This window comes from Amycolatopsis sp. NPDC004747 (assembly GCF_053601335.1).
Map to the genome: position 1 here is coordinate 12,342 of NZ_JBSGBQ010000001.1, position 17,750 is coordinate 30,091.

At 74.0% G+C, this 17,750-nt stretch carries 14 protein-coding genes; 6 read left to right on the plus strand and 8 right to left on the minus strand.

What is annotated here, in order from left to right; all coding sequences use genetic code 11:
* Positions 1 to 104 precede the first annotated feature (104 nt).
* Positions 105 to 1,127, minus strand: a complete 1,023-nt coding sequence (locus ACWEGE_RS00075) for a helix-turn-helix domain-containing protein (RefSeq protein ID WP_449658223.1) — start codon at positions 1,125 to 1,127, stop codon at positions 105 to 107.
* Positions 1,128 to 1,652: 525 nt separating this feature from the next.
* On the opposite strand from ACWEGE_RS00075, the gene ACWEGE_RS00080 reads away from it, so the two are divergent.
* Positions 1,653 to 2,600 carry an alpha/beta hydrolase gene (locus ACWEGE_RS00080; protein WP_449658224.1) on the plus strand — a complete coding sequence of 316 codons (948 nt, stop codon included), beginning with the start codon at positions 1,653 to 1,655 and terminating at the stop codon, positions 2,598 to 2,600.
* 3 nt (positions 2,601 to 2,603) lie between these two features.
* Here ACWEGE_RS00080 and ACWEGE_RS00085 read toward each other — a convergent pair whose 3' ends face one another.
* Complete coding sequence (locus ACWEGE_RS00085; protein WP_449658225.1) at positions 2,604 to 3,080, minus strand: hypothetical protein; 477 nt, start codon at positions 3,078 to 3,080, stop codon at positions 2,604 to 2,606.
* A 123-nt stretch (positions 3,081 to 3,203) separates the two neighbouring features.
* Here ACWEGE_RS00085 and ACWEGE_RS00090 point away from each other — a divergent pair, with 123 nt between their 5' ends.
* Positions 3,204 to 5,936 carry a BTAD domain-containing putative transcriptional regulator gene (locus ACWEGE_RS00090; RefSeq protein ID WP_449658226.1) on the plus strand — a complete coding sequence of 911 codons (2,733 nt, stop codon included), beginning with the start codon at positions 3,204 to 3,206 and terminating at the stop codon, positions 5,934 to 5,936.
* A 312-nt stretch (positions 5,937 to 6,248) separates the two neighbouring features.
* Here ACWEGE_RS00090 and ACWEGE_RS00095 read toward each other — a convergent pair whose 3' ends face one another.
* Positions 6,249 to 7,286: an NADPH:quinone reductase gene (locus ACWEGE_RS00095; protein ID WP_449658227.1), complete on the minus strand. Its 1,038-nt coding sequence runs from the start codon at positions 7,284 to 7,286 to the stop codon at positions 6,249 to 6,251.
* Between ACWEGE_RS00095 and ACWEGE_RS00100 the strand changes: the two genes are divergently transcribed.
* Both ACWEGE_RS00100 and ACWEGE_RS00105 read left to right on the plus strand, forming a co-directional pair.
* Complete coding sequence (locus ACWEGE_RS00100) at positions 7,285 to 7,602, plus strand: hypothetical protein (RefSeq protein ID WP_449658228.1); 318 nt, start codon at positions 7,285 to 7,287, stop codon at positions 7,600 to 7,602. The genes ACWEGE_RS00095 and ACWEGE_RS00100 overlap by 2 nt on opposite strands.
* Positions 7,603 to 7,693: 91 nt before the next feature.
* Positions 7,694 to 7,825 (plus strand): hypothetical protein, encoded by a 132-nt coding sequence (locus ACWEGE_RS00105; RefSeq protein ID WP_449658229.1) that lies wholly within the window; start codon positions 7,694 to 7,696, stop codon positions 7,823 to 7,825.
* Positions 7,826 to 7,831: 6 nt separating this feature from the next.
* On the opposite strand, the gene glgC is transcribed toward ACWEGE_RS00105, so the two are convergent.
* From glgC to ACWEGE_RS00125, 4 genes are all read right to left on the minus strand, one after another.
* Positions 7,832 to 9,049: a glucose-1-phosphate adenylyltransferase gene (gene glgC / locus ACWEGE_RS00110; RefSeq protein ID WP_449658230.1), complete on the minus strand. Its 1,218-nt coding sequence runs from the start codon at positions 9,047 to 9,049 to the stop codon at positions 7,832 to 7,834.
* Entirely contained in the window at positions 9,046 to 10,200 is a 1,155-nt protein-coding gene (glgA, locus tag ACWEGE_RS00115) for a glycogen synthase (protein WP_449658231.1), read from the minus strand. Before glgA ends, glgC begins: the two co-directional genes overlap by 4 nt.
* Before the next feature lie 161 nt (positions 10,201 to 10,361).
* Positions 10,362 to 11,747 (minus strand): SdrD B-like domain-containing protein, encoded by a 1,386-nt coding sequence (locus tag ACWEGE_RS00120; protein ID WP_449658232.1) that lies wholly within the window; start codon positions 11,745 to 11,747, stop codon positions 10,362 to 10,364.
* A gap of 140 nt (positions 11,748 to 11,887) precedes the next feature.
* On the minus strand, positions 11,888 to 12,295 hold the full coding sequence (locus tag ACWEGE_RS00125; protein WP_449658233.1) for an STAS domain-containing protein: 408 nt from the start codon (positions 12,293 to 12,295) through the stop codon (positions 11,888 to 11,890).
* Between the two features lie 252 nt (positions 12,296 to 12,547).
* Between ACWEGE_RS00125 and ACWEGE_RS00130 the strand changes: the two genes are divergently transcribed.
* The gene (locus tag ACWEGE_RS00130; protein WP_449658234.1) at positions 12,548 to 13,420 is read left to right on the plus strand and encodes a MerR family transcriptional regulator; all 873 of its coding nucleotides are present in this window, start codon (positions 12,548 to 12,550) and stop codon (positions 13,418 to 13,420) included.
* A 13-nt stretch (positions 13,421 to 13,433) separates the two neighbouring features.
* On the opposite strand, the gene ACWEGE_RS00135 is transcribed toward ACWEGE_RS00130, so the two are convergent.
* Entirely contained in the window at positions 13,434 to 13,868 is a 435-nt protein-coding gene (locus ACWEGE_RS00135) for an SRPBCC family protein (protein WP_449658235.1), read from the minus strand.
* Positions 13,869 to 14,084: 216 nt separating this feature from the next.
* On the opposite strand from ACWEGE_RS00135, the gene ACWEGE_RS00140 reads away from it, so the two are divergent.
* Positions 14,085 to 17,660: a discoidin domain-containing protein gene (locus ACWEGE_RS00140; protein WP_449658236.1), complete on the plus strand. Its 3,576-nt coding sequence runs from the start codon at positions 14,085 to 14,087 to the stop codon at positions 17,658 to 17,660.
* Positions 17,661 to 17,750 lie beyond the last annotated feature (90 nt).

Consider the following 17,750-nt stretch of genomic DNA (forward strand, 5'->3'; position numbering starts at 1 on the left):
CCCGCCGGTCACGGAAGGCGCGTCGAGCCAGCCGGGTGGCCGGATCGCGGGCCGGGACAGCACCCGCCGCGGTGACCGGGCCGCGCCAAGTCCACTCGGGACGGTCAGCCGGCGTCGGTGTTGTCCCGCAGCCGTCGCAGGACCAACGCCAGGTGGAGGCGGAACCGGCCCGACGGCGAGTCCACCTCGAATCCCAGCACCGCTTCCGCGCGGGCGAGCCGGGCGGGCATCGTGCTGTGGTGGCGGTGCAGGGCCGCGGCCGCTTTGCGGGCGGAACCCGTCGCGCACAACGCGTCCAGCGCCGCCAACGTGTCCGCTCCGTGGGGTTCGGCCGCCAGGTGGTCGAGTGCTCGGACGTCGGCCAGTTCCGCGAGTTCCGCGGGTTCGAGCTTGCCCGCGAGCACGGCCAGGCCGCCCAGCCGTTCCCACCACACCACCGGCTCCGCCGCCGAGGTGAACCGCAGGGCGGTCCGGGCCGCCGCCCACGAGCGGGCCACTTCGATCGCCGGGCCGTCGGGGCCGATGCCCGCGCGGGCGCCGTCCGGCAGTGAAGCCACCTCGCCCGGGAGCAGGACCGCCCGCACGCCACCGAGCCGGGCCGAGCGGCCGGCGAGCGCGTCGACGCCCGTGCCCGCGAGCACGCGCAGCCGGGTCGCCGGGCCGAAGCCGAGCAGGTGCAGAGCCCGGGACCGCTCGGCCGTGCCGGTGTCTTCGGACAGCACCAGCTCGACCAGCGCCGGGTCCCCGAGTTCGGGCCGCGGCACGCCGGAGTGCTCCAGCAGGATGGCGGTGGCGATCGCGAACCGCTCGAGCAGCATGTCGTCGAGCGGGGCGGGCGCGCCCGCCCGGGCCACCCACACGGCGACGCCGCCTTCGAGCATCCGGGTGGTGGCCCCCGCGGGCGGCGCGGCCGGGGCGACGACGCCGGCTCCCGGCTCGGCGCGCAGTGACAGCCCCTGGCCGGGAGCGTGCACGCCGACAGGGCAGCCGGCCAGTTCGGCGGTGCTGCGCACCAGAGCATCCAGCCCGGCACGGCCGGCGATCAGACGGTCGAAGAAGCCGATCACCCGCACGGCGTTCTCGGCGTCGGCATCGAGCCCGGACAGCCGCAGCAGCAGGCCTTTCATCCCGCCACGATAGGCGCGCCCGCCACCGGATGGCGAGCATCGGAGCGGCCTGGCCCGGCGGTGGCGGAGATCGGCTCGGCAGGGCCGGCTCGGCGAAGGCCCGCCCCCGGATGGCGAGCACCGGAGCGGCCAAGCCTGGCACGGCGGTGGCGGAGATCGGCTTGGCAGGGCCGGCTCGGCGAAGGCCCGCCACCGGATGGCGAGCATCGGAGCGGCCTGGCGCGGCGGCGGCACAGTTCGCCGAAGGTGCGCCCACCGGGTGGGCAGGTTCGGGCGCTTGCCGCGTGGGCGCGCTCGGCGAACGCCCGCCGGATGGCGAGCACCGGAGCGGCTCGGCCCGGCGGTGCCACAGACCGGCTCGCCGAAGGTGCGCCGCCGCCCGGCGATGACCCTCGCCCCGTGGGCGCGCTCGGCGAACGCCCGCCGGATGGCGAGCACCGGAGCCGCCGGGTGGCGAGGATTCGTGCCGCAACGCCCGCCGCGTGGCGGTGGCCGCCGTCACCTTCAGCCGCCGATGATCGGGGCATGACCTACGCGATCGATCCCGAGCTGCTGCCCTGGCTGGACATGCTCCCGGCTGTGACCCTCACCGATCACGAGTCCCTGCTCGCCGCGCGCGCCTCGATGGCGCAGCTCAGCGAAGTCCTGCCCGCCTACGAACCCAAGACCGCCCTCGACGTCCGGGACACCGCCGTCCCCGGTCCGTCCGACGCCCCCGACGTCCCGGTGCGCGTCTACGCCCCGGCGAACCTCGCCACCGCCGTTCCCGGCCTGCTCTACATCCACGGTGGCGGGTTCGTCATGGGCGACCTCGACACCTTCGACGCGCACCTCCTCCGCCTGGTCGACGAGCTCGGCATCGTGATCGTCTCGGTCGGCTACCGGCTCGCCCCCGAACACCCGTTCCCGGCCCCGGTCGAGGACTGCTACGCCGCACTGACCTGGGTGGCGGCCAAGGCGGCCGAGCTCGGCATCGACCCGGCCCGCCTCGGCGTGGCCGGCGAAAGCGCCGGCGGTGGCCTCGCGGCCGCGGTGGCGCTGCTGGCCCGCGACCGCGGCGGCCCGCGGCTGTCCTTCCAGTACCTCGGCATCCCCGAACTCGACGACCGCCTGGACACCCCGTCGATGCGCGCCTACACCGACACGCCGATCTGGAACCGCCCGAACGCCGTGCACAGCTGGACGAGCTACCTCGGCGCGGAGCCCGGCGGCCCGGACGTCTCGCCCTACGCCGCCCCGGCCCGCGCCACCGACCTGACCGGGCTGCCGCCCGCCTTCGTGACGACCTGCCAGTTCGACCCCCTCCGCGACGAAGGCATCGCCTACGCCCAGCGGCTCGCGCACGCGGGCGTGCCCGTCGACCTGCGCCACTACCCGGGCACCTTCCACGGCTCCAGCCTGGTCGAGACGGCCGCGATCTCCCGCCGGATGTTCGCCGACGAACTGGACGCCCTGCGGCGCGGGCTCGGCTGAACGTCAGGCCACGACCTCGGTGACGGTGTCCTTGACGACCTGCCACCGGCCGTGCTCGCGCACCAGGGTCAGGCTGATCGTGTAGTGGCGATCGATGCCGTGCGACGGCTCGAGGTAGTGCGCGTCCAGGATGGCGAAGCCCATCTTGCAGTCCTCGACGACGGTGTGCGTCACCGTCCACGGCATCGAATACTCGTAGGGCACCTTGAACTGCTCCAGCACCGGGTTCACGTTCGCGTCGTAGCCGATGTACAGGTTGCCCCGGCGGCCGACGGTGACCATGTCGCGGTGGATGATCGCGCGGTAGCGGGCGGCGTCGCGCTTGTTGTAGCTGTCCATGTCCTCCCAGACGGCGTGGTCGAACGCCTGCCGGCAGTGCTGCTGCCCGCCACCGGCCGGGTCGCCCGCCGCCGCGGCCGGGGTGGCGAGCACCCCCGCCACCAGCGCGGTACTCAACGCCGCATAACCCCACTTGCGCATCTGCATTCCCTCCGCCGGGCTCGTGATCGGAGCCCCGACGCTGCCGCGGCGGTGCATCACAGCTGCATCACTTCCGCACCGCCGCCGCGGCGGCGGTGGTTAACCTCGGCCACGGGGTGAGCGATGGAGTTCCGCGTCCTGGGTCCGGTGCGAGTGCTCGGCGGCGGGCGGCCGATCGGGCCGTCGGGGCCGCGCCAGGAACGCATCCTGGCGGCGCTGCTGCTCGGCGCCGGCCGGGTGGTCCCGGTGTCCCGGCTGGTCGACGTCGTGTGGGACGGCGACCCCCCGGCGACGGCGGTGCGCCAGATCCGCAACCTCACCACGGCCCTGCGACGCGCGCTCGTCGCGGCCGGCGCCGGCGAAGACGTCCTCACCGCCGAAGGGCCCGGCTTCACGCTGCGGCCCGGCACCTTCGACCTCGACAGGTTCGAGGACCTCGCCGCCCGCGGCGAGTACCGGGCGGCCCTGGCCTGCTGGCGTGGTCCCGCGCTCGCCGGCGTCGAGAGCGCCGCGCTGCGCCCGGACGCCGGACGCCTGGAGGAGCGGCGGCTGGCCGTGCTGGAGCAGTGCCTGGCCGCGGAGGTCGACGCCGGTGACGCTGACGCCGTCGCCGAGCTGACCGCGCTGGTCGCCGAGCACCCGCTGCGCGAAGGCCTGGTCGGGCTGCTCATGCGGGCGCTGCACCGGGCGGGCCGCCAGGCCGACGCCATCGACGTCTACCAGCGCGCGAAGCGACGCCTGGCCGACGAGCTCGGGATCTCGCCGGGCGCGCCGCTGCGGGCGGCCTACGACCGCCTGCTGCACGACGAGCCCGCGCCCGGCCGTTGCTTCCTGCCCTACGACGTCCCGGATTTCACCGGGCGCGCGGCCGCCGTCGCCGAGGCTGCCGAAGCGCTGCGCACCGGGCGGCCGGTGGCGGTCGACGGGATGGCCGGGGTCGGCAAGACGGCCTTCGCGGTCCGGGTCGCGCACCGGCTGGCCGGGGACTTCCCGGACGGGCAGCTGTTCGTGGACCTGCACGGCCACACGCCGGGCCGCGACCCGCTGCCGGCCGGAGCCGCGCTCTCCGCCCTGCTGATGCAGACCGGCGTGCCGGCCGGCCGCCAGCCGGACGGGCTCGACGAGCGTGCCGCGCTGTGGCGTTCGCGCGTGGCCGGGCGGCGGCTGCTCGTCGTGCTCGACAACGCCCGCTCCGCGAGCCAGGTGGTGCCGTTGCTGCCGGGCGGCGCCGCGGTGCTGCTGACCGGCCGCCGGCGGCTCGCCGCGGTGGACGGCGCGCTCGCCCTCTCCCTCGACGTGCTGCCGGCACCGGAAGCCGAGGCGCTGTTCGCGGCGGCGGCCGGCGGACGGCCCGGCGCCGCGGTCGCGCGGCTGTGCGGGTACCTGCCGCTGGCGCTGCGGATCGCCGCCGCCCGGCTGCAGGCGCGTCCACTGTGGACGGTGGAGGACCTGGTGACGCGCCTGGGCTCGGAACGGCGCCGGCTGGGGGAGCTGCGCGCGGGTGGCCGGGACGTCGCGGCGGCGTTCGCGCTGTCCTACCGCGACCTCACCCCGCCGCAGCGGCGGATGTTCCGGGTGCTGGGCAGCCACCCGGGCGGCGACTTCGCGGCCGCTGCGGCGGCCGCGCTGTACGGCACGGACGTCACCGAGGCCGAAGCGCTGCTCGAGGACCTGCTCGACGCCCACCTCCTCCGGCAGCCGGCGCCGGGCCGCTACGGCTTCCACGACCTGATCGCCGAGCACGCGCGGGAGGTCGCGGACACCGGCGAGACCGCGGCGGCGCGGGCCCGGCTCCTGGACCACTACCGCGACGGCGAGTTCTCCTTCGCCGCCGAGCGCGCCAACCTGGTCGCCGTCACCGCGCTCGAAGGGCACGACGAGCACGCCTGGCGCATCGCCGACCGCGCGGTGGCCGCCCTGCGGGAGCAGGGGCACCGCGACGAGCTGACGGCGCTGGCCCGCGCGGGCGCGGCGGCCGCCGACCGGCTGGGCGACCCGCACGCCCGGCAGCTCGGCCTGGCGAACCTCACGACGGCGCACTGGGAGACCGGGCGGCTGGCCGAAGCCGTCGAAACTTCGGCGGAGCGGCTCCGGCTGGTCCGCGAGTCGGGCGACCGCGCGGCCGAGGCGGCGGCACTGGCCCGGATGGGCGCGGTGCACGGCATGCTCGGCCGGTACGCGGACGCGGTCCGGCTCTACCGGCAGGCGCTCTTGCTGGCCGGGGAGACGGGCAGCCACGCGGTGGCCTGTGTGGCCTGGGGCAACCTCAGCAACGCCCAGGAGGTGCTCGGGCGCTACGACGACGCGCTGACGTCGGCCGCGCGCGCCCGCGCCATCCGCGAGGAACTCGGCGACGCGCGCGGCGCGATCCTGGCGAGTGCCCAGCTGGCCCTGGTGCTGGCCCGCCTCGGCCGCCTGCCGGAGGCGAGGGCGACGGCGTCGAAGGCGGTGCGGGCGGCGGTCGAGGCCGGGTACGCGTTCGGGGAGGCGTGGAGCCGCATCGACGCGGCGGAGGTGCTGCTGGTCGACGGCTGCCCGGCGGAGGCGCGCGAGCACGCCGAGCGGGCCTGCGCGATCCTCGGCGGGCTGAACCACCCGCTCCTGCTGATGATGGCGGCGAACAGCCTCGGCGCGGCGAGCCGGGCGACCGGCGACCCGGCCGCGGCGGCCTCGGCGCACGGCCTGGCTTTGACGACGGCGCGCCGGATCGGCTACCGCGCCCAGGAGGCGCGGGCGCTGCTGGGGTTGGCCGCCGCCGACGCGGCGCTCGGCCGGCCGGCGGAGGCCGAGCGCCGGCTGCGGGCGGGCCGGGCGGTGCAGGAGGAGATCGGCTTGGCGGAGGCGGCGTTGTCCTGACCCGGCTTTCCTGTCCGGCGACAGGAAAGCCGGCCTGTCCGGGCGGAGCTGTCCGGACAGGCCGAAAGGTCCGGCTTGGCCAGGTGCACCAGCGCCCCAATGTGGCCTTGGGTGGGTGGGACGCAACGAAAGCGGCCTTGGGTGGGTGGGACGCAACGAAGGCGGCCTTGGGTGGGTGGGACGCAACGAAGGCGGCCTTGGGTGGGTGGGACGCAACGAAGGCGGCCTTGGGTGGGTGGGACGCAACGAAAGCGGCCTTGGGTGCGTCAGACGCAACCAAGGCCGCCTTGGGGCGCAGACCTCAGCGGGAGCTCAGTCCGCCGCACCCACGTCGATCAGCACCTTCCCGGTGATCCCGTCCTCCGAGGCCGCGTGGGCCTTCGCCGTGTCCTCCAGCGAGAACCGGTGGAGCGGCACCCCGCGCTCCTCACCGACCCCCAGCGCGCCGTCCGCCATCGCCGCCGTGACGTCCTCCGCGCCGGCGCGGAGCTTGTCCTCGCCCACCGTGTACAGCACCAGGAACTGGTACCGCGCGTTCAGCCACAGGTTCGGCCCGAAGTCCAGGGTCACCTTCCCGGTCCCGCGGTCGTCGCCGTACGTCGCCACCGTGCCTCGGGGGCGCAGGACCTCCGTGTGCAGCTTCGCGTTGACCCCCATCGCGACCTCGACCACCAGATCCACCCCGTCCGGGGCGACCGCGCGGATCCGGGCGCCCAGCGAGGGGTCCGGGTACCGCAGCACGTGGTCGGCGCCGGCCGCCCGGGCCAGCGCCTCCTTCGCGTCGCTGCTGACCGTCGCGATCACCGTCGCCCCGGCCCAGCGGGCGAGCTGGATCGTCGCGTTGCCGACCGCGCCCGCGCCGCCGCTGACCAGGACCGTGCGGCCGGCCAGCGCGCCGGGGGAGAGGCGGGACGGCCCGTCCTCGGCGACCGTGAGCGCCCGGTGCGCCGTCAGCGCCGGGACGCCGAGCCCGGCACCGTCGTCGAAGCCGGCCCCGTCGGGCAGGCGGACCAGCTTCGAAGCGGGCAGCACCGTGTACTCCTGCGCCGTGCCGGACGCGGGCCCGTACGCGCCGGCGACGATCAGCCACACGCGATCGCCGGGCGCGAACCCGGTGACGTCCGGGCCGACCGCGTCGACGACGCCCGCGCCGTCCTGGTTGGGGACCGTTTCCGGGACCTCGGCCCCGGGCTCCGCGCGCAGGCCGCTGCGGGCCTTCCAGTCCGTGGGATTGACCGCGGACACCACGACCCGGACGCGCACCTCGCCCGGTCCCGGGTCCGCGACGGCCCGCTCCGACAGCTCCAGCACCTCGGGTCCGCCGTGGCGGCGGTAGACGACTGCCTTCATGCCCGGTGCAATCCGCGGACCGGCCGGGATATTCCCGCCGGCCGCGGAAATGCACGCCGTGAAATCGTTTTTCGACGCCGGGAAAGCGCGAAAACGGGATCCCCCGGGCGGGCGATTTTCGGTGCTCGCGTCAGCGAAATCGGCCGCCGTCGCAGAAACTGGGCGCGTGGGAGAGGAAAAGAGTACTTCGGGGGACGAACGGCCGAAGCGCGACGACGGTGAGCCGACGCCGATCTTCGATGCCGTGTTCAGCGCGACGCGCGCGAAGGCCAACAATCCGAAAGCGCCGCGTGAGCCGGGCAAATCCGGGCGGTGAGCGCCACCGCCGGCCGGCCGCACCTTGATCGAAGTCCGCGACGAACGGGTGGCATCCCGGGTGCCCGACACCCGTGGCCGAGGAGTGAGCCGTGGCCGGCGTCGTCAACAGCATGATCGCCGCCGAGTACGCGGCGGGAGCGTCGATCTCCGAGCTCGCCGAACGCTGGGGGATCGACCCCCGGCAGGTCGTCGAGCGGATCTCGGCCGCCACCCGCCGCTGACCGGGCTCAGATCGCGCGTTCCCCCTTGCCCAGCACGACGATCCCGCCCTCGCTGACGTGGTAGTGCCCGCGGTCGCGGGCCAGGTCGACCCCGATGTGGGCGCCCGCCGGGACCACGACGTTCTTGTCCAGGATGGCCCGCCGCACCACCGCGCCGCGGCCGACGCGGGCGCCGTCGAGCAGGACCGAGCCCTGCACGACCGCGCCCTGCTCGACGATGACGTCGGGGGAGAGCACCGAGTCGACGACCTGGGCCCCGGAGATGATGCAGCCGTTGCTCACGATCGACTGGTTCGCCGAGCCGCCCTCGACGAACTTCGCCGCGGCCCGCTGGCCGGGGTGGGCGAGGATCGGCCACCGCCGGTTGTAGAGGTTGAAGATCGGATGCGTCGAAATCAGGTCGGTGTGCGCGTCGTAGTAGCTGTCGATGGTTCCGACGTCACGCCAGTAACCGTGGTCGCGCGCGGTTTCGCCGGGTACCACATTGGTGTTGAAGTCGTAGACGGCGGCTTCACCCGATTTGACCAGCGCCGGGATGATGTCCCGGCCCATGTCGTGGTGCGACGCGGCGTTTTCGGCGTCGGCGTACAGGGCCTCCAGCATCACCTTCGTCGTGAAGATGTAGTTGCCCATGGACACGTACGCCTCTTCGGGCGAGTCCGGCAGGCCCGGCGGGTCGGCCGGCTTCTCCATGAAGGCGTCGATCAGCAGCCCGTCGGTGGTCCGGATGACCCCGAACGAGCTCGCCTCCTTGCGCGGGACGCGGATGCCGGCGACGGTGACGCCCGCGCCGGAGGCGATGTGCGCCTCCAGCATCTGCCGCGGGTCCATCCGGTAGATGTTGTCCGCGCCGAACACCGCGATGTACTCGGGGTTCTCGTCGTGGACGAGGTTGAGGCTCTGGTGGATCGCGTCGGCGCTGCCCTGGTACCAGCGCGGGCCCAGCCGCTGCTGCGCGGGCACCGGCGTGACGTACTCGCCGGTCAGCGACGACAGCCGCCAGGTCGTCGAGATGTGCCGGTCGAGCGAGTGGGACTTGTACTGCGTCAGCACGCACAGCCGCCGGATGCCGCCGTGCACGAGGTTGGAGAGCACGAAGTCGATCAGCCGGTGCGTGCCGCCGAAGGGCACCGCAGGCTTCGCCCGGTCCGCCGTCAGCGGCATCAGGCGCTTGCCCTCGCCGCCCGCGAGCACGATGCCCAGGACATGGCATTCGCTGTTCACAGCGACCTCCCACACGCCTCGTAGAGGGCGACCGTCCGCTCGGCGATCGCCTTCCAGCCGAACTCGCCGACCGCGCGCTCGCGGCCGGCGGCACCCATCGCGGCGGCTCGTTCCGGGGAGCCCACCACTTCGTTCAGCGCGGCGGCCAGGCCCGCCTCGAACCCCTGCGGGTCCTGCTCGTCGTAGTGCACCAGCAGCCCGGTCCGGCCGTCGTCGACGACCTCGGGGATGCCGCCGACGTCGCTGGCCACCACCGGCGTGCCGCACGCCATCGCCTCGAGGTTCACGATCCCGAGCGGCTCGTAGACCGACGGGCAGGCGAACACCGCGGCGTGGGTCAGCAGCTGCACGACCTCCTCGCGCGGCAGCATCTCCGGGATCCAGTGGACGCCGGTGCGGGTCTTCTCCAGCTCGGCGACCAGCCCGCGGAACTCGGCGTCGAGCTCGGGGGTGTCGGCGCCGCCCGCGCACAGCACCAGCTGGACCCCGGGGTCCAGCGAAGCGCCGGCCCGGACGAGGTGCGGGACGCCCTTCTGCCGGGTGATCCGGCCGACGAACAGCACGTACGGCCGATCCGGGTCGATGCCGTGCTTCGCGAGCGCGCCGGTGCCCGGGTCGGGACGGTAGAGCGTGGTGTCGATGCCGTTGTGGATCACGTGCACGCGCTCGGGCGGCACGGCGGGGTAGGCGGCGAGGACGTCCCGGCGCATGCCGCCGCTGACGGCGACGATCGCGTCCGCGGCTTCGTAGGCCTCGCGTTCGATCCACGACGAGACGCGGTAGCCGCCGCCGAGCTGCTCGGCCTTCCACGGCCGCAGCGGCTCCAGCGAGTGCGCGGTGAGCACGTGCGGGATGCCGTGGGTCAGCTTCGCCAGGTGCCCGGCGAGGTTCGCGTACCAGGTGTGGCTGTGCGCGAGGTCGTGACCTTCGAGGGCGTTCGCCATGGAGACGGCGATGTCCATGGTCGTGAACGCGGGCTGCCGGTAGCCGTGCGGATCGGTGTGCCCGGTCGCGTCCGGGCGGTCCGCGCCCCAGCAGTGCACGTCGAGGTCGACCAGCGGTCGCAACTCCCGGGCGAGGAACTCCACGTGGACCCCGGCGCCGCCGTAGACCTCCGGCGGGTATTCGCGGGTGAGCAGGCCGACCTTCATGATGCGAACCCTAGGGCCTGACCGGCCCGCGGCGCAGTCTGGCGGGCAGGGGAATTCCGCGAGTTTTCGGTCACTGCCGGGTGATCGCGGTGCCCGGACGGACCGGCACCGCGGAGAGCGGACCGGACCGGAGGGGCCGGCCGGTCCGCTCTCCGGCGGGTTCAGTGCCGGTACCGCAGGTCCCACTCCTGGCCGCAGTTCGAGCAGGTGCCGACGAAGAGGGTGCCGCCCTCGCCGTCGACCGGCTGCCAGCCGTCGACGCGCACGTCGTACGGGCCCGCCGGGACACTCCCGAACGCCACGTGGCCCTGCTCGTCCGACACGGCGGTCGCGGTCACCGAGCCGTCGACCCGGTCGACCAGCTCGACCGTGGCGCCGGTGATCGGTTCGCCCGGGTCGACCGTGTAGTTGTTGTTGTCGTCGTGGTAGATCAGGCCCGCGGTGCCGGCCGGCGGGGCCGGGACGTGGGCGAAGAGGGTGACCGCGGGCAGCCCTTCGCCGCCCCCGGGCTCGGGCCCGAAGTCACACGCCAGGTAGAACGAGCCGTAGGTGGGCGCGACCGTGGGAACCGTGCCGGTCTCGGTGAACGTCCGCGTCTGGCCCGCGGCCAGGTCGAACGAGCCGGGAGTGGCGATGTCGGCCCAGCCGGTCCACCCGAGCAGGTGGTCGGCGGACCCGAAGCGGTCACACCCCAGGCTGATCCCGTGCACGTCGCTGCCGCTGACGTTGGTCAGCGTGAAGGTGACCTGGACGGGGTCGCCGACCTGGTAGGTGGTGCGGTCGAAGGAGCCGGTCGCGTGCACCTTCTCGCTGAACGGCCGGAGCCCGCGCAGCGGCACCGCGGGCCCGGGGTCGCTGCCGTCGACGTCGGCGTACTGCGGGGAGCCGGACTCGGGCACCCAGCCGCCCGGCAGGTTGTACGCGGAAATCCAGTAGCGCCGGGCCGGCAGGTCGGTGAAGGTGTACCGCCCGTCGGCGTCCGTGGTGGTCTCGATCGAACCGCCGGAGCCGGACACGTAGACGATGGCGCCGGGGAGGCCCTCGCCCGCGTCGAAGACGCCGTTCTCGTTCCGGTCGCCGTAGACGACACCCGAGGCGGACCCGTGGGTCGTCGTCGGGTCGAGCAGCGGGACGGCCAGGTCGCCGCCCTGGGACCAGTCGGCGCGGAACCGCTCGTGCGGGACGTCGGAGTTCCAGTTCCAGACGACGGCGGTGATGGTGAACGTGCGGGTGGCGCCCGCGTCGAGCGGCACGCCGGCCTGCTGGCTGCCGCCGAGGCCCGCCCAGTCCTGGACCGAGAGCCACGAGCCGGAAAGGTGCTCGTCCCAGACCGTGACCTTCGTGAGCGGCTGGTCGGTCGGGTTGGTGAGCGTCAGCGTGACCGGGAAGGGCTTGCCGATCAGCTGGGGCTCGGCGCCGACGGACGCCGTGATGACCAGCGCGGGGTTGTCGGCGTGGGCGGCCGGCACGGTGAGCGCGCCGGCGGTGAGCACGGTGGCGAGCACGGCGAAGAGCCGTCTCACCCCGCGCAGGGGTGTTCTGGACACGGTGGGTCCCCCTGGAAGCGGCCGGACCGGCGGCTCCCCGCGGCGCCGCCCGGCGATGGCGCAGAAGACTGCGATCACCGTCAAGCTAGCGAACGCGGAGGCGCCGGACCAGGGCCGACGGGGTGATCAACGCCCGCGCGTCACGACCGCGGGGTGCTCGTCCCGGGCGGGTCGTCGCGTCTCGTCGCTCGGCCCGCGACGGCCTCCTGGGCCGTGCCGGGCCCGGTGTGCAGCGGCAGCAGCCGGTCCAGGCCCAGGATCTGCAGCGGGCGGACGACCGCGGTCTCGCCGGCCGCGATGGCGTAGGGCACGTTCCGCGCGGTGGCGGCCCGGTAGGCCTCGACCAGCACGCTGAAGATGGTCGAGTCGCAGAAGGTCGTCTCGGTGAGGTCCGCGACGACGCCGCGGGCGCCGGCGTGGATGGGCCCGAGCAGGGCATCCCGCAGTTCCGGGGCGCTTTCCAGGTCCAGTTCGCCCGCGCAGTGGACGGTCACGACGCCGGCGTCGGTCGTGCTGGCGACGCCGGACGCGGGGTGGTGATCGGTCATCGGTTCCTTCCTCCCAGGTGGCGGGTACCCGCCACCGGTCAAGATCACTCGTGCGGCGGGTGGCTGCGCCCGGAGGTACCGATGCGCAAGCGTTGCGATGCGAGTGTGGCTCCGGGTGGCGGCGGGTACCCCTGTTACGGGGGTGGTCACGGCGGGGCGCCGCCCCGCCGGGGCCTGCGTGTCTTCGCCGTTCGGCCGACGCGGACATCGCTAAACTTCGGCAGTTCACGGTCCGCGAGGTGAAGGGGCACGGTGGAACCCGACAACGACGCGCTTCCCGTCGCCGGTGCCTGGGCACCCGGCAAGGTGGCCGAGCTGCTCGGGGTCTCGCCGGTGACGCTGCGCAGCTGGAGCGCGCGCTACGGGATCGGCCCGCCCGCCGGCGCGGGGCGGCACCGCCGCTATTCCGACGCGGACGTCCGCCGCTTGCAGCACATGCAGCGGCTGGTCGGGCGGGGGATGCCGGTCCGCGAGGCGGCGGAAGCGGCGTTCGGCCGGATGCCGGCCGGGCTCGAGGTGCCGGCGTCCCGCCGCGCGCGCGAGCTCACGGACGCCGCGGACGAGCTCCGGTACGCGTCGGTGGCGGGGCTGCTGGACGAAACGCTCGCCACGCTGGGCCCGGCGGCGGCCTGGACGGACGTGCTGGCCCCGGTCCTGCGCGGGTTGGGCGACCGCTGGCAGCGCGGCGACTGCTGTTTCGCCTCGGAATGGGCGCTGACGTCGGAGATCTCCCTGGCGCTCGAGCGCTTCAGCCGCCGCTTCCCGGCCGCGGTGCCGGGCCGCCCGGTGCTGCTGGCCTGCTGCCCGGCGGAACGGCACTCGCTGCCGATCGAGGCGTTGCGGGCGGTACTGGCCGAGGCGGCGGTCCCGGTCGCGTACCTGGGGCAGCTGGTCCCGGCGGAAACGGTCGCGGACCTGGCAACCCGCCTGGACCCGGTGCTGGTGGTGCTGTGGTCGATGGCCCCGACGACCGCGGACGACCTCCTGGCGGCCCGGATCCGCGCCTCGGGGTGCGAGGTGGGCACGGCCGGGCCCGGCTGGGCGCACCTGGGCGACCGCGGCTTCCGGCGGGTGAACGACCTGGCCTCGGCCGTGGAGCTCGCGGTGGAACACGCGGAGGACTGAGGACCGGCGCCGGTCAGGCCAACGCGCCGAGCACCCGGCGCAGTTCCGGCACCACCTCGTCGCCCAGCCGCTCGAACTCGCGCTTCAGCAGCGGGCTCGCGAGCTTCGCCCAGCCGTGGAAGACGATCGTGGCCCGGTACCGGACCAGCGTGCCCTCCGGGGCCGCCGAAAGCGTGAAGTCGTCGGTCGAGGTGGCCGTCTTGTTCTCGCCGACGAAGGTCACCTTGCCCGGCTCGCGGCGGGTCAGCCGGTAGTCCAGCTCCGTCTTCCGGCCGCGGAACTCCGACACGTTGTGCCACTGCGCGCCCACCGCGATCGGGCCCGGGTCGGTGCGGGTGCACGAGATCGTGCCCGGGTCCCAGTCCTCCGTGTGCGCGAAGTCGGCCAGGTACTCCGCCACCGCGCCGATCGGCGCGCCCACCGTGACCGTGCGTTCGACCTGGACCACTCAAGCCTCCGTAAATCGCTGCAAGTTCGTTGCAATCTTACCTTGCGCTGCTCGGCGGCACCGGGCGAAGACATCGATGTCATTTATCCGAATTCTTGTCCTCCTTGTCTTCTTGACGGTGTCGACGGCCGCGGCGGAAGCTTCCTGGCAACGTTGTCACCCGCTCGGCGCCACACCCCGCCAGGTCCCGGTCGCCGCTTGAAGAACGGAGCCCGCATGGCGGAGGAGAACGAGCGCGCGGAGGTGGCCGGGATGTCCCGTCGGCACGTCCTGACCGCGGGGACCGGCCTGCTGGCCGGGTTCGGCCTCGCGGCCGTCCTGCCCGGTGTCGCGTCGGCCGAGCCGGCCGCGCCGGAGAGCCGCAAGAGCGACCTCGCCCTGTTCCGGCCGGTCCAGGTCTCGTCGACCGCCTACGCCGCCACCCCGGCCGGGTTCGCCGTCGACGGCCTCGCCCAGGTCGGCGTCCGCGGGTCCGGATGGCGCGCCGCCCAGGGCGACGGCCAGTGGATCGTCGTCGACCTGCAGGCTCCGTGCGCCATCGAATCCGTCGTCCTCACCTTCGAAGCCCGGCCCGGCGACCCGGCCTTCGACGCCGGCGCCTCCCGCTCCCGCACGAGCGGCTTCGAGATCCAGTCGAGCTACGCGACGGCGTTCGACCTCGACGTCTCCGGTGACGGCAAGGCCTGGCGCACCGTGCACCACACCGAGACGGGCACGGGCGGCGTCGTCACGATCCCGCTGGCCGTCACCGCGCGCTGGGTCCGCTTCACCGCGAGCCGGCGCTCGACGACGAACCCGCTGGGGCTCAACGGCTTCCAGGTCTTCGGCACCTGCCGCGAGACCCGGCCGGCGGTCCGCGGCTGGACGAGCTTCCCGGTGCGCCCGAACGACGACCCGCCCGCGCTCTCCGTGGCGCCCGACGGCACCGTGCCGCTCGAATCCGGCTGGGTGCTCACCATGGACGACTGGGCGCCGACCGGCGACGGCCAGTCCCTTTCGGGTACCACTGTGGACACCCGCGGCTGGCTCCCGGCGACGGTGCCCGGCACCGTGCTGGCTTCGCTCGTCGAGCAGGGCCAGCTGCCCGACCCGGTGTCCGGGATGAACAACCTGCACGTCCCGGAAGCGCTTTCGCGCCACGCGTGGTGGTACCGCCGCCGGTTCACCGTCCCACGCGGCCTGGACACCTCGCCCGGACGGCACGTCTGGCTGGAGTTCGACGGCGTCAACCACGAGGCGGAGATCTGGCTCAACGGCGCCCGAATCGCCACGCAGAGTCACCCCTTCGGCCGCGGCGTCCACGACGTCACCGCGGCGCTGCGCCGCACCGGCGAGCAGGTCCTGGCCGTGCGGATCTCGCCGATGCCGCGGCCGGGCAGCCCCGGCGACAAGGGGGCCGACGGCAGTTCGTGGGTCGACGCGGGCGGCACGATGTTCGACAACTCGCCGACCTACCTCGCCGTCTCCGGCTGGGACTGGATGCCCGCCGTGCGCGACCGCGCGGCCGGCCTCTGGGACCACGTCCGCCTGCGCTCCACCGGCGCCGCCGTGCTCGGCGACGTTCGCGTCGACACGAAGGTGCCGGACGCGAAGACCGCCGAGGTGACGCTCACCGTCCCGGTGCGCAACGCCGCCCCGACCGCGCAGCGCGTCAAGGTCACGGCCGCGTTCGGCCCGGTGAACCTGACGGCGACGGTCACGGTCCCGGCCGGGCAGTCCACCGACGTGGTGTTCCCGCGGCAGCGGGTCGAGAACGCGAAGCTGTGGTGGCCCAACGGCTACGGCGACCCGAACCTGTACGACCTGACGCTGACCGCGGCGATCGGCGCCGCCACGAGCGACCGCCGGACGGTCCGGATCGGCCTGCGCGAGATCGGCTACCGCTACGACCTGCCGATCGTCATCGCCGACGGCCGGGCCACCCAGACCGTCGAACTGCCGCCGCAGAACGCCCGGTTCGTCCGCATGCAGGGCCTCCGGCGCGCCACCGGCTGGGGCTTCTCGCTCTGGACGATGTCCGTGCAGGACGGCTCGGGCCCCGACCTCGCCCAGGGCAAGCCGTCGGCGGCGCAGTCGGTGGCCGACGGCAACCCGCCCGAGCGCGCCTTCGACGGCGATCCGAACACCCGCTGGACGTCCGAGTACAGCGACAACCAGTGGCTGCAGGTGGACCTCGGTGCCGCGACGGCGTTCGACCGCGTCGTGCTGACCTGGGAGACCGCGTACGCGGCGACCTTCAAGATCCAGGTGTCGCAGGACGGTGGGACCTGGACCGACGCCGCCTCGGTGGACAACAGCCCGAAGCCGCTGACGTTCCTGGTCAACGGCGTCAAGATCTTCGCCCGCGGCGGCAGCTGGGGCTGGGACGAGCTGCTGCGCCGGATGCCCGCCGAGCGGGCCGACGCCGTGGTCGCGATGCACCGCGACATGAACTTCACCCTGATCCGCAACTGGGTCGGGTCGTCGTACCGGCCGGAGCTGTTCGACGCCTGCGACAAGTACGGCATCCTGCTGTGGAACGAGTTCTGGGACGGCTGGTCGACCGACCCGGCCAACCACGACATCTTCCTGGCGCAGGCGAAGGACACCGTGCTGCGCTACCGCCACCACGCCTGCGCGACCGTCTGGTTCGGCTGCAACGAGGGCACCCCGCCCGCCGTGATCGACAACGCACTGCGCGAACTGGTCCACTCGAACACCGACCTGCTCTACCAGGGCAATTCGGCGGGCGGCGTGATCACCGGCGACGGCCCGTACTTCTGGCAGGACCCGAAGCGGTACTTCACCGGCGAGGCGACCGGCGGCAAGTACGGGTTCTGGAGCGAAATCGGGCTGCCGACGGTGTCGGTGGTCGAGAGCATGCGCAACCTGGCCGGGCCGGACGACCCGGGCTGGCCGATCGGCGCGCCGTGGTTCCTGCACGACTGGTCCACGAACGGCAACCAGTCCCCGCAGAGCTACCTCGCGGCGATCGACGCCCGGCTGGCGCCGTCGACCGGCCTGGCCGAGTTCTGCCGCAAGGCCCAGTTCGTCAACTACGAAAGCATGCGCGCGATCTTCGAGGCCTGGAACGCGAAGCTGTGGGACGACGCCACCGGCGTGCTGCTGTGGATGTCGCACCCGGCCTGGCACAGCACGGTCTGGCAGACCTACGACTACGACCTCGACGTCAACGGCAGCTACTACGGCGCGCGCAAGGGCTGCGAGCACCACCACGTGCAGGCCGACCTGACGACGTGGCAGGTCCGGGTGGTCAACCACACGCCGGGCGCGCTGGCCGGCGTGACCGCGACCGCGCGCCTGTTCGCCCTGGACGGCGCCTCGCTCGGCGCCCCGGTGCAGCAGCAGCTCGACGTGGCCCCGGTTTCGGCCGCGGCGGCGTTCACCGTGCCGTTCGCCGACGGGCTCCCGGACCTGCACCTGCTCCGGCTGACCCTGACCGACGGCCGCGGCACGGTGCTGTCGGAGAACACGTACTGGCGCTACCGGACGGACGCGGCGATGCGGGCGCTGAACCAGCTCCCGGGCGCGCGCCTGACGACGTCGCTGCGCGCGGACGGCGACGCCTACACCGCGACGATCCGCAACGACGGCCGGACGGTGGCGGCGATGATCCGGCTGTCGCTGCGGGAGCGCAACGGCACCGACCGCGTGCTCCCGACCCGCTACGGCGACAACTACTTCTGGCTGCTGCCGGGGGAGAGCCGCACGATCCGGGTCGAGCCACGGCGGCGGGTGCCGAACGCGAAGCTGCTGGTGGAGGCGTACAACGTGGCGGCGAAGCTGAGTTAGCCGCGGTTTTCGCCGGACCCGGCCGCCGCGGGCGTGGGAGGAGTTGGTCGCCGCCGACCGAATCGAAGGCTGATTTCGTCCGCGGCGACG

What these genes read in the sequence shown, in the direction of transcription:
- ACWEGE_RS00090 (WP_449658226.1), top strand. Translation starts at nt 3,204, where the DNA reads ATGGAGTTCCGCGTCCTGGGTCCGGTGCGAGTGCTCGGCGGCGGGCGG.
- ACWEGE_RS00085 (WP_449658225.1), bottom strand. Translation starts at nt 3,080, where the DNA reads ATGCGCAAGTGGGGTTATGCGGCGTTGAGTACCGCGCTGGTGGCGGGG.
- ACWEGE_RS00080 (WP_449658224.1), top strand. Translation starts at nt 1,653, where the DNA reads ATGACCTACGCGATCGATCCCGAGCTGCTGCCCTGGCTGGACATGCTC.
- ACWEGE_RS00140 (WP_449658236.1), top strand. Translation starts at nt 14,085, where the DNA reads ATGGCGGAGGAGAACGAGCGCGCGGAGGTGGCCGGGATGTCCCGTCGG.
- ACWEGE_RS00075 (WP_449658223.1), bottom strand. Translation starts at nt 1,127, where the DNA reads ATGAAAGGCCTGCTGCTGCGGCTGTCCGGGCTCGATGCCGACGCCGAG.
- ACWEGE_RS00100 (WP_449658228.1), top strand. Translation starts at nt 7,285, where the DNA reads ATGCCCGGTGCAATCCGCGGACCGGCCGGGATATTCCCGCCGGCCGCG.
- ACWEGE_RS00125 (WP_449658233.1), bottom strand. Translation starts at nt 12,295, where the DNA reads ATGACCGATCACCACCCCGCGTCCGGCGTCGCCAGCACGACCGACGCC.
- glgA (WP_449658231.1), bottom strand. Translation starts at nt 10,200, where the DNA reads ATGAAGGTCGGCCTGCTCACCCGCGAATACCCGCCGGAGGTCTACGGC.
- ACWEGE_RS00095 (WP_449658227.1), bottom strand. Translation starts at nt 7,286, where the DNA reads ATGAAGGCAGTCGTCTACCGCCGCCACGGCGGACCCGAGGTGCTGGAG.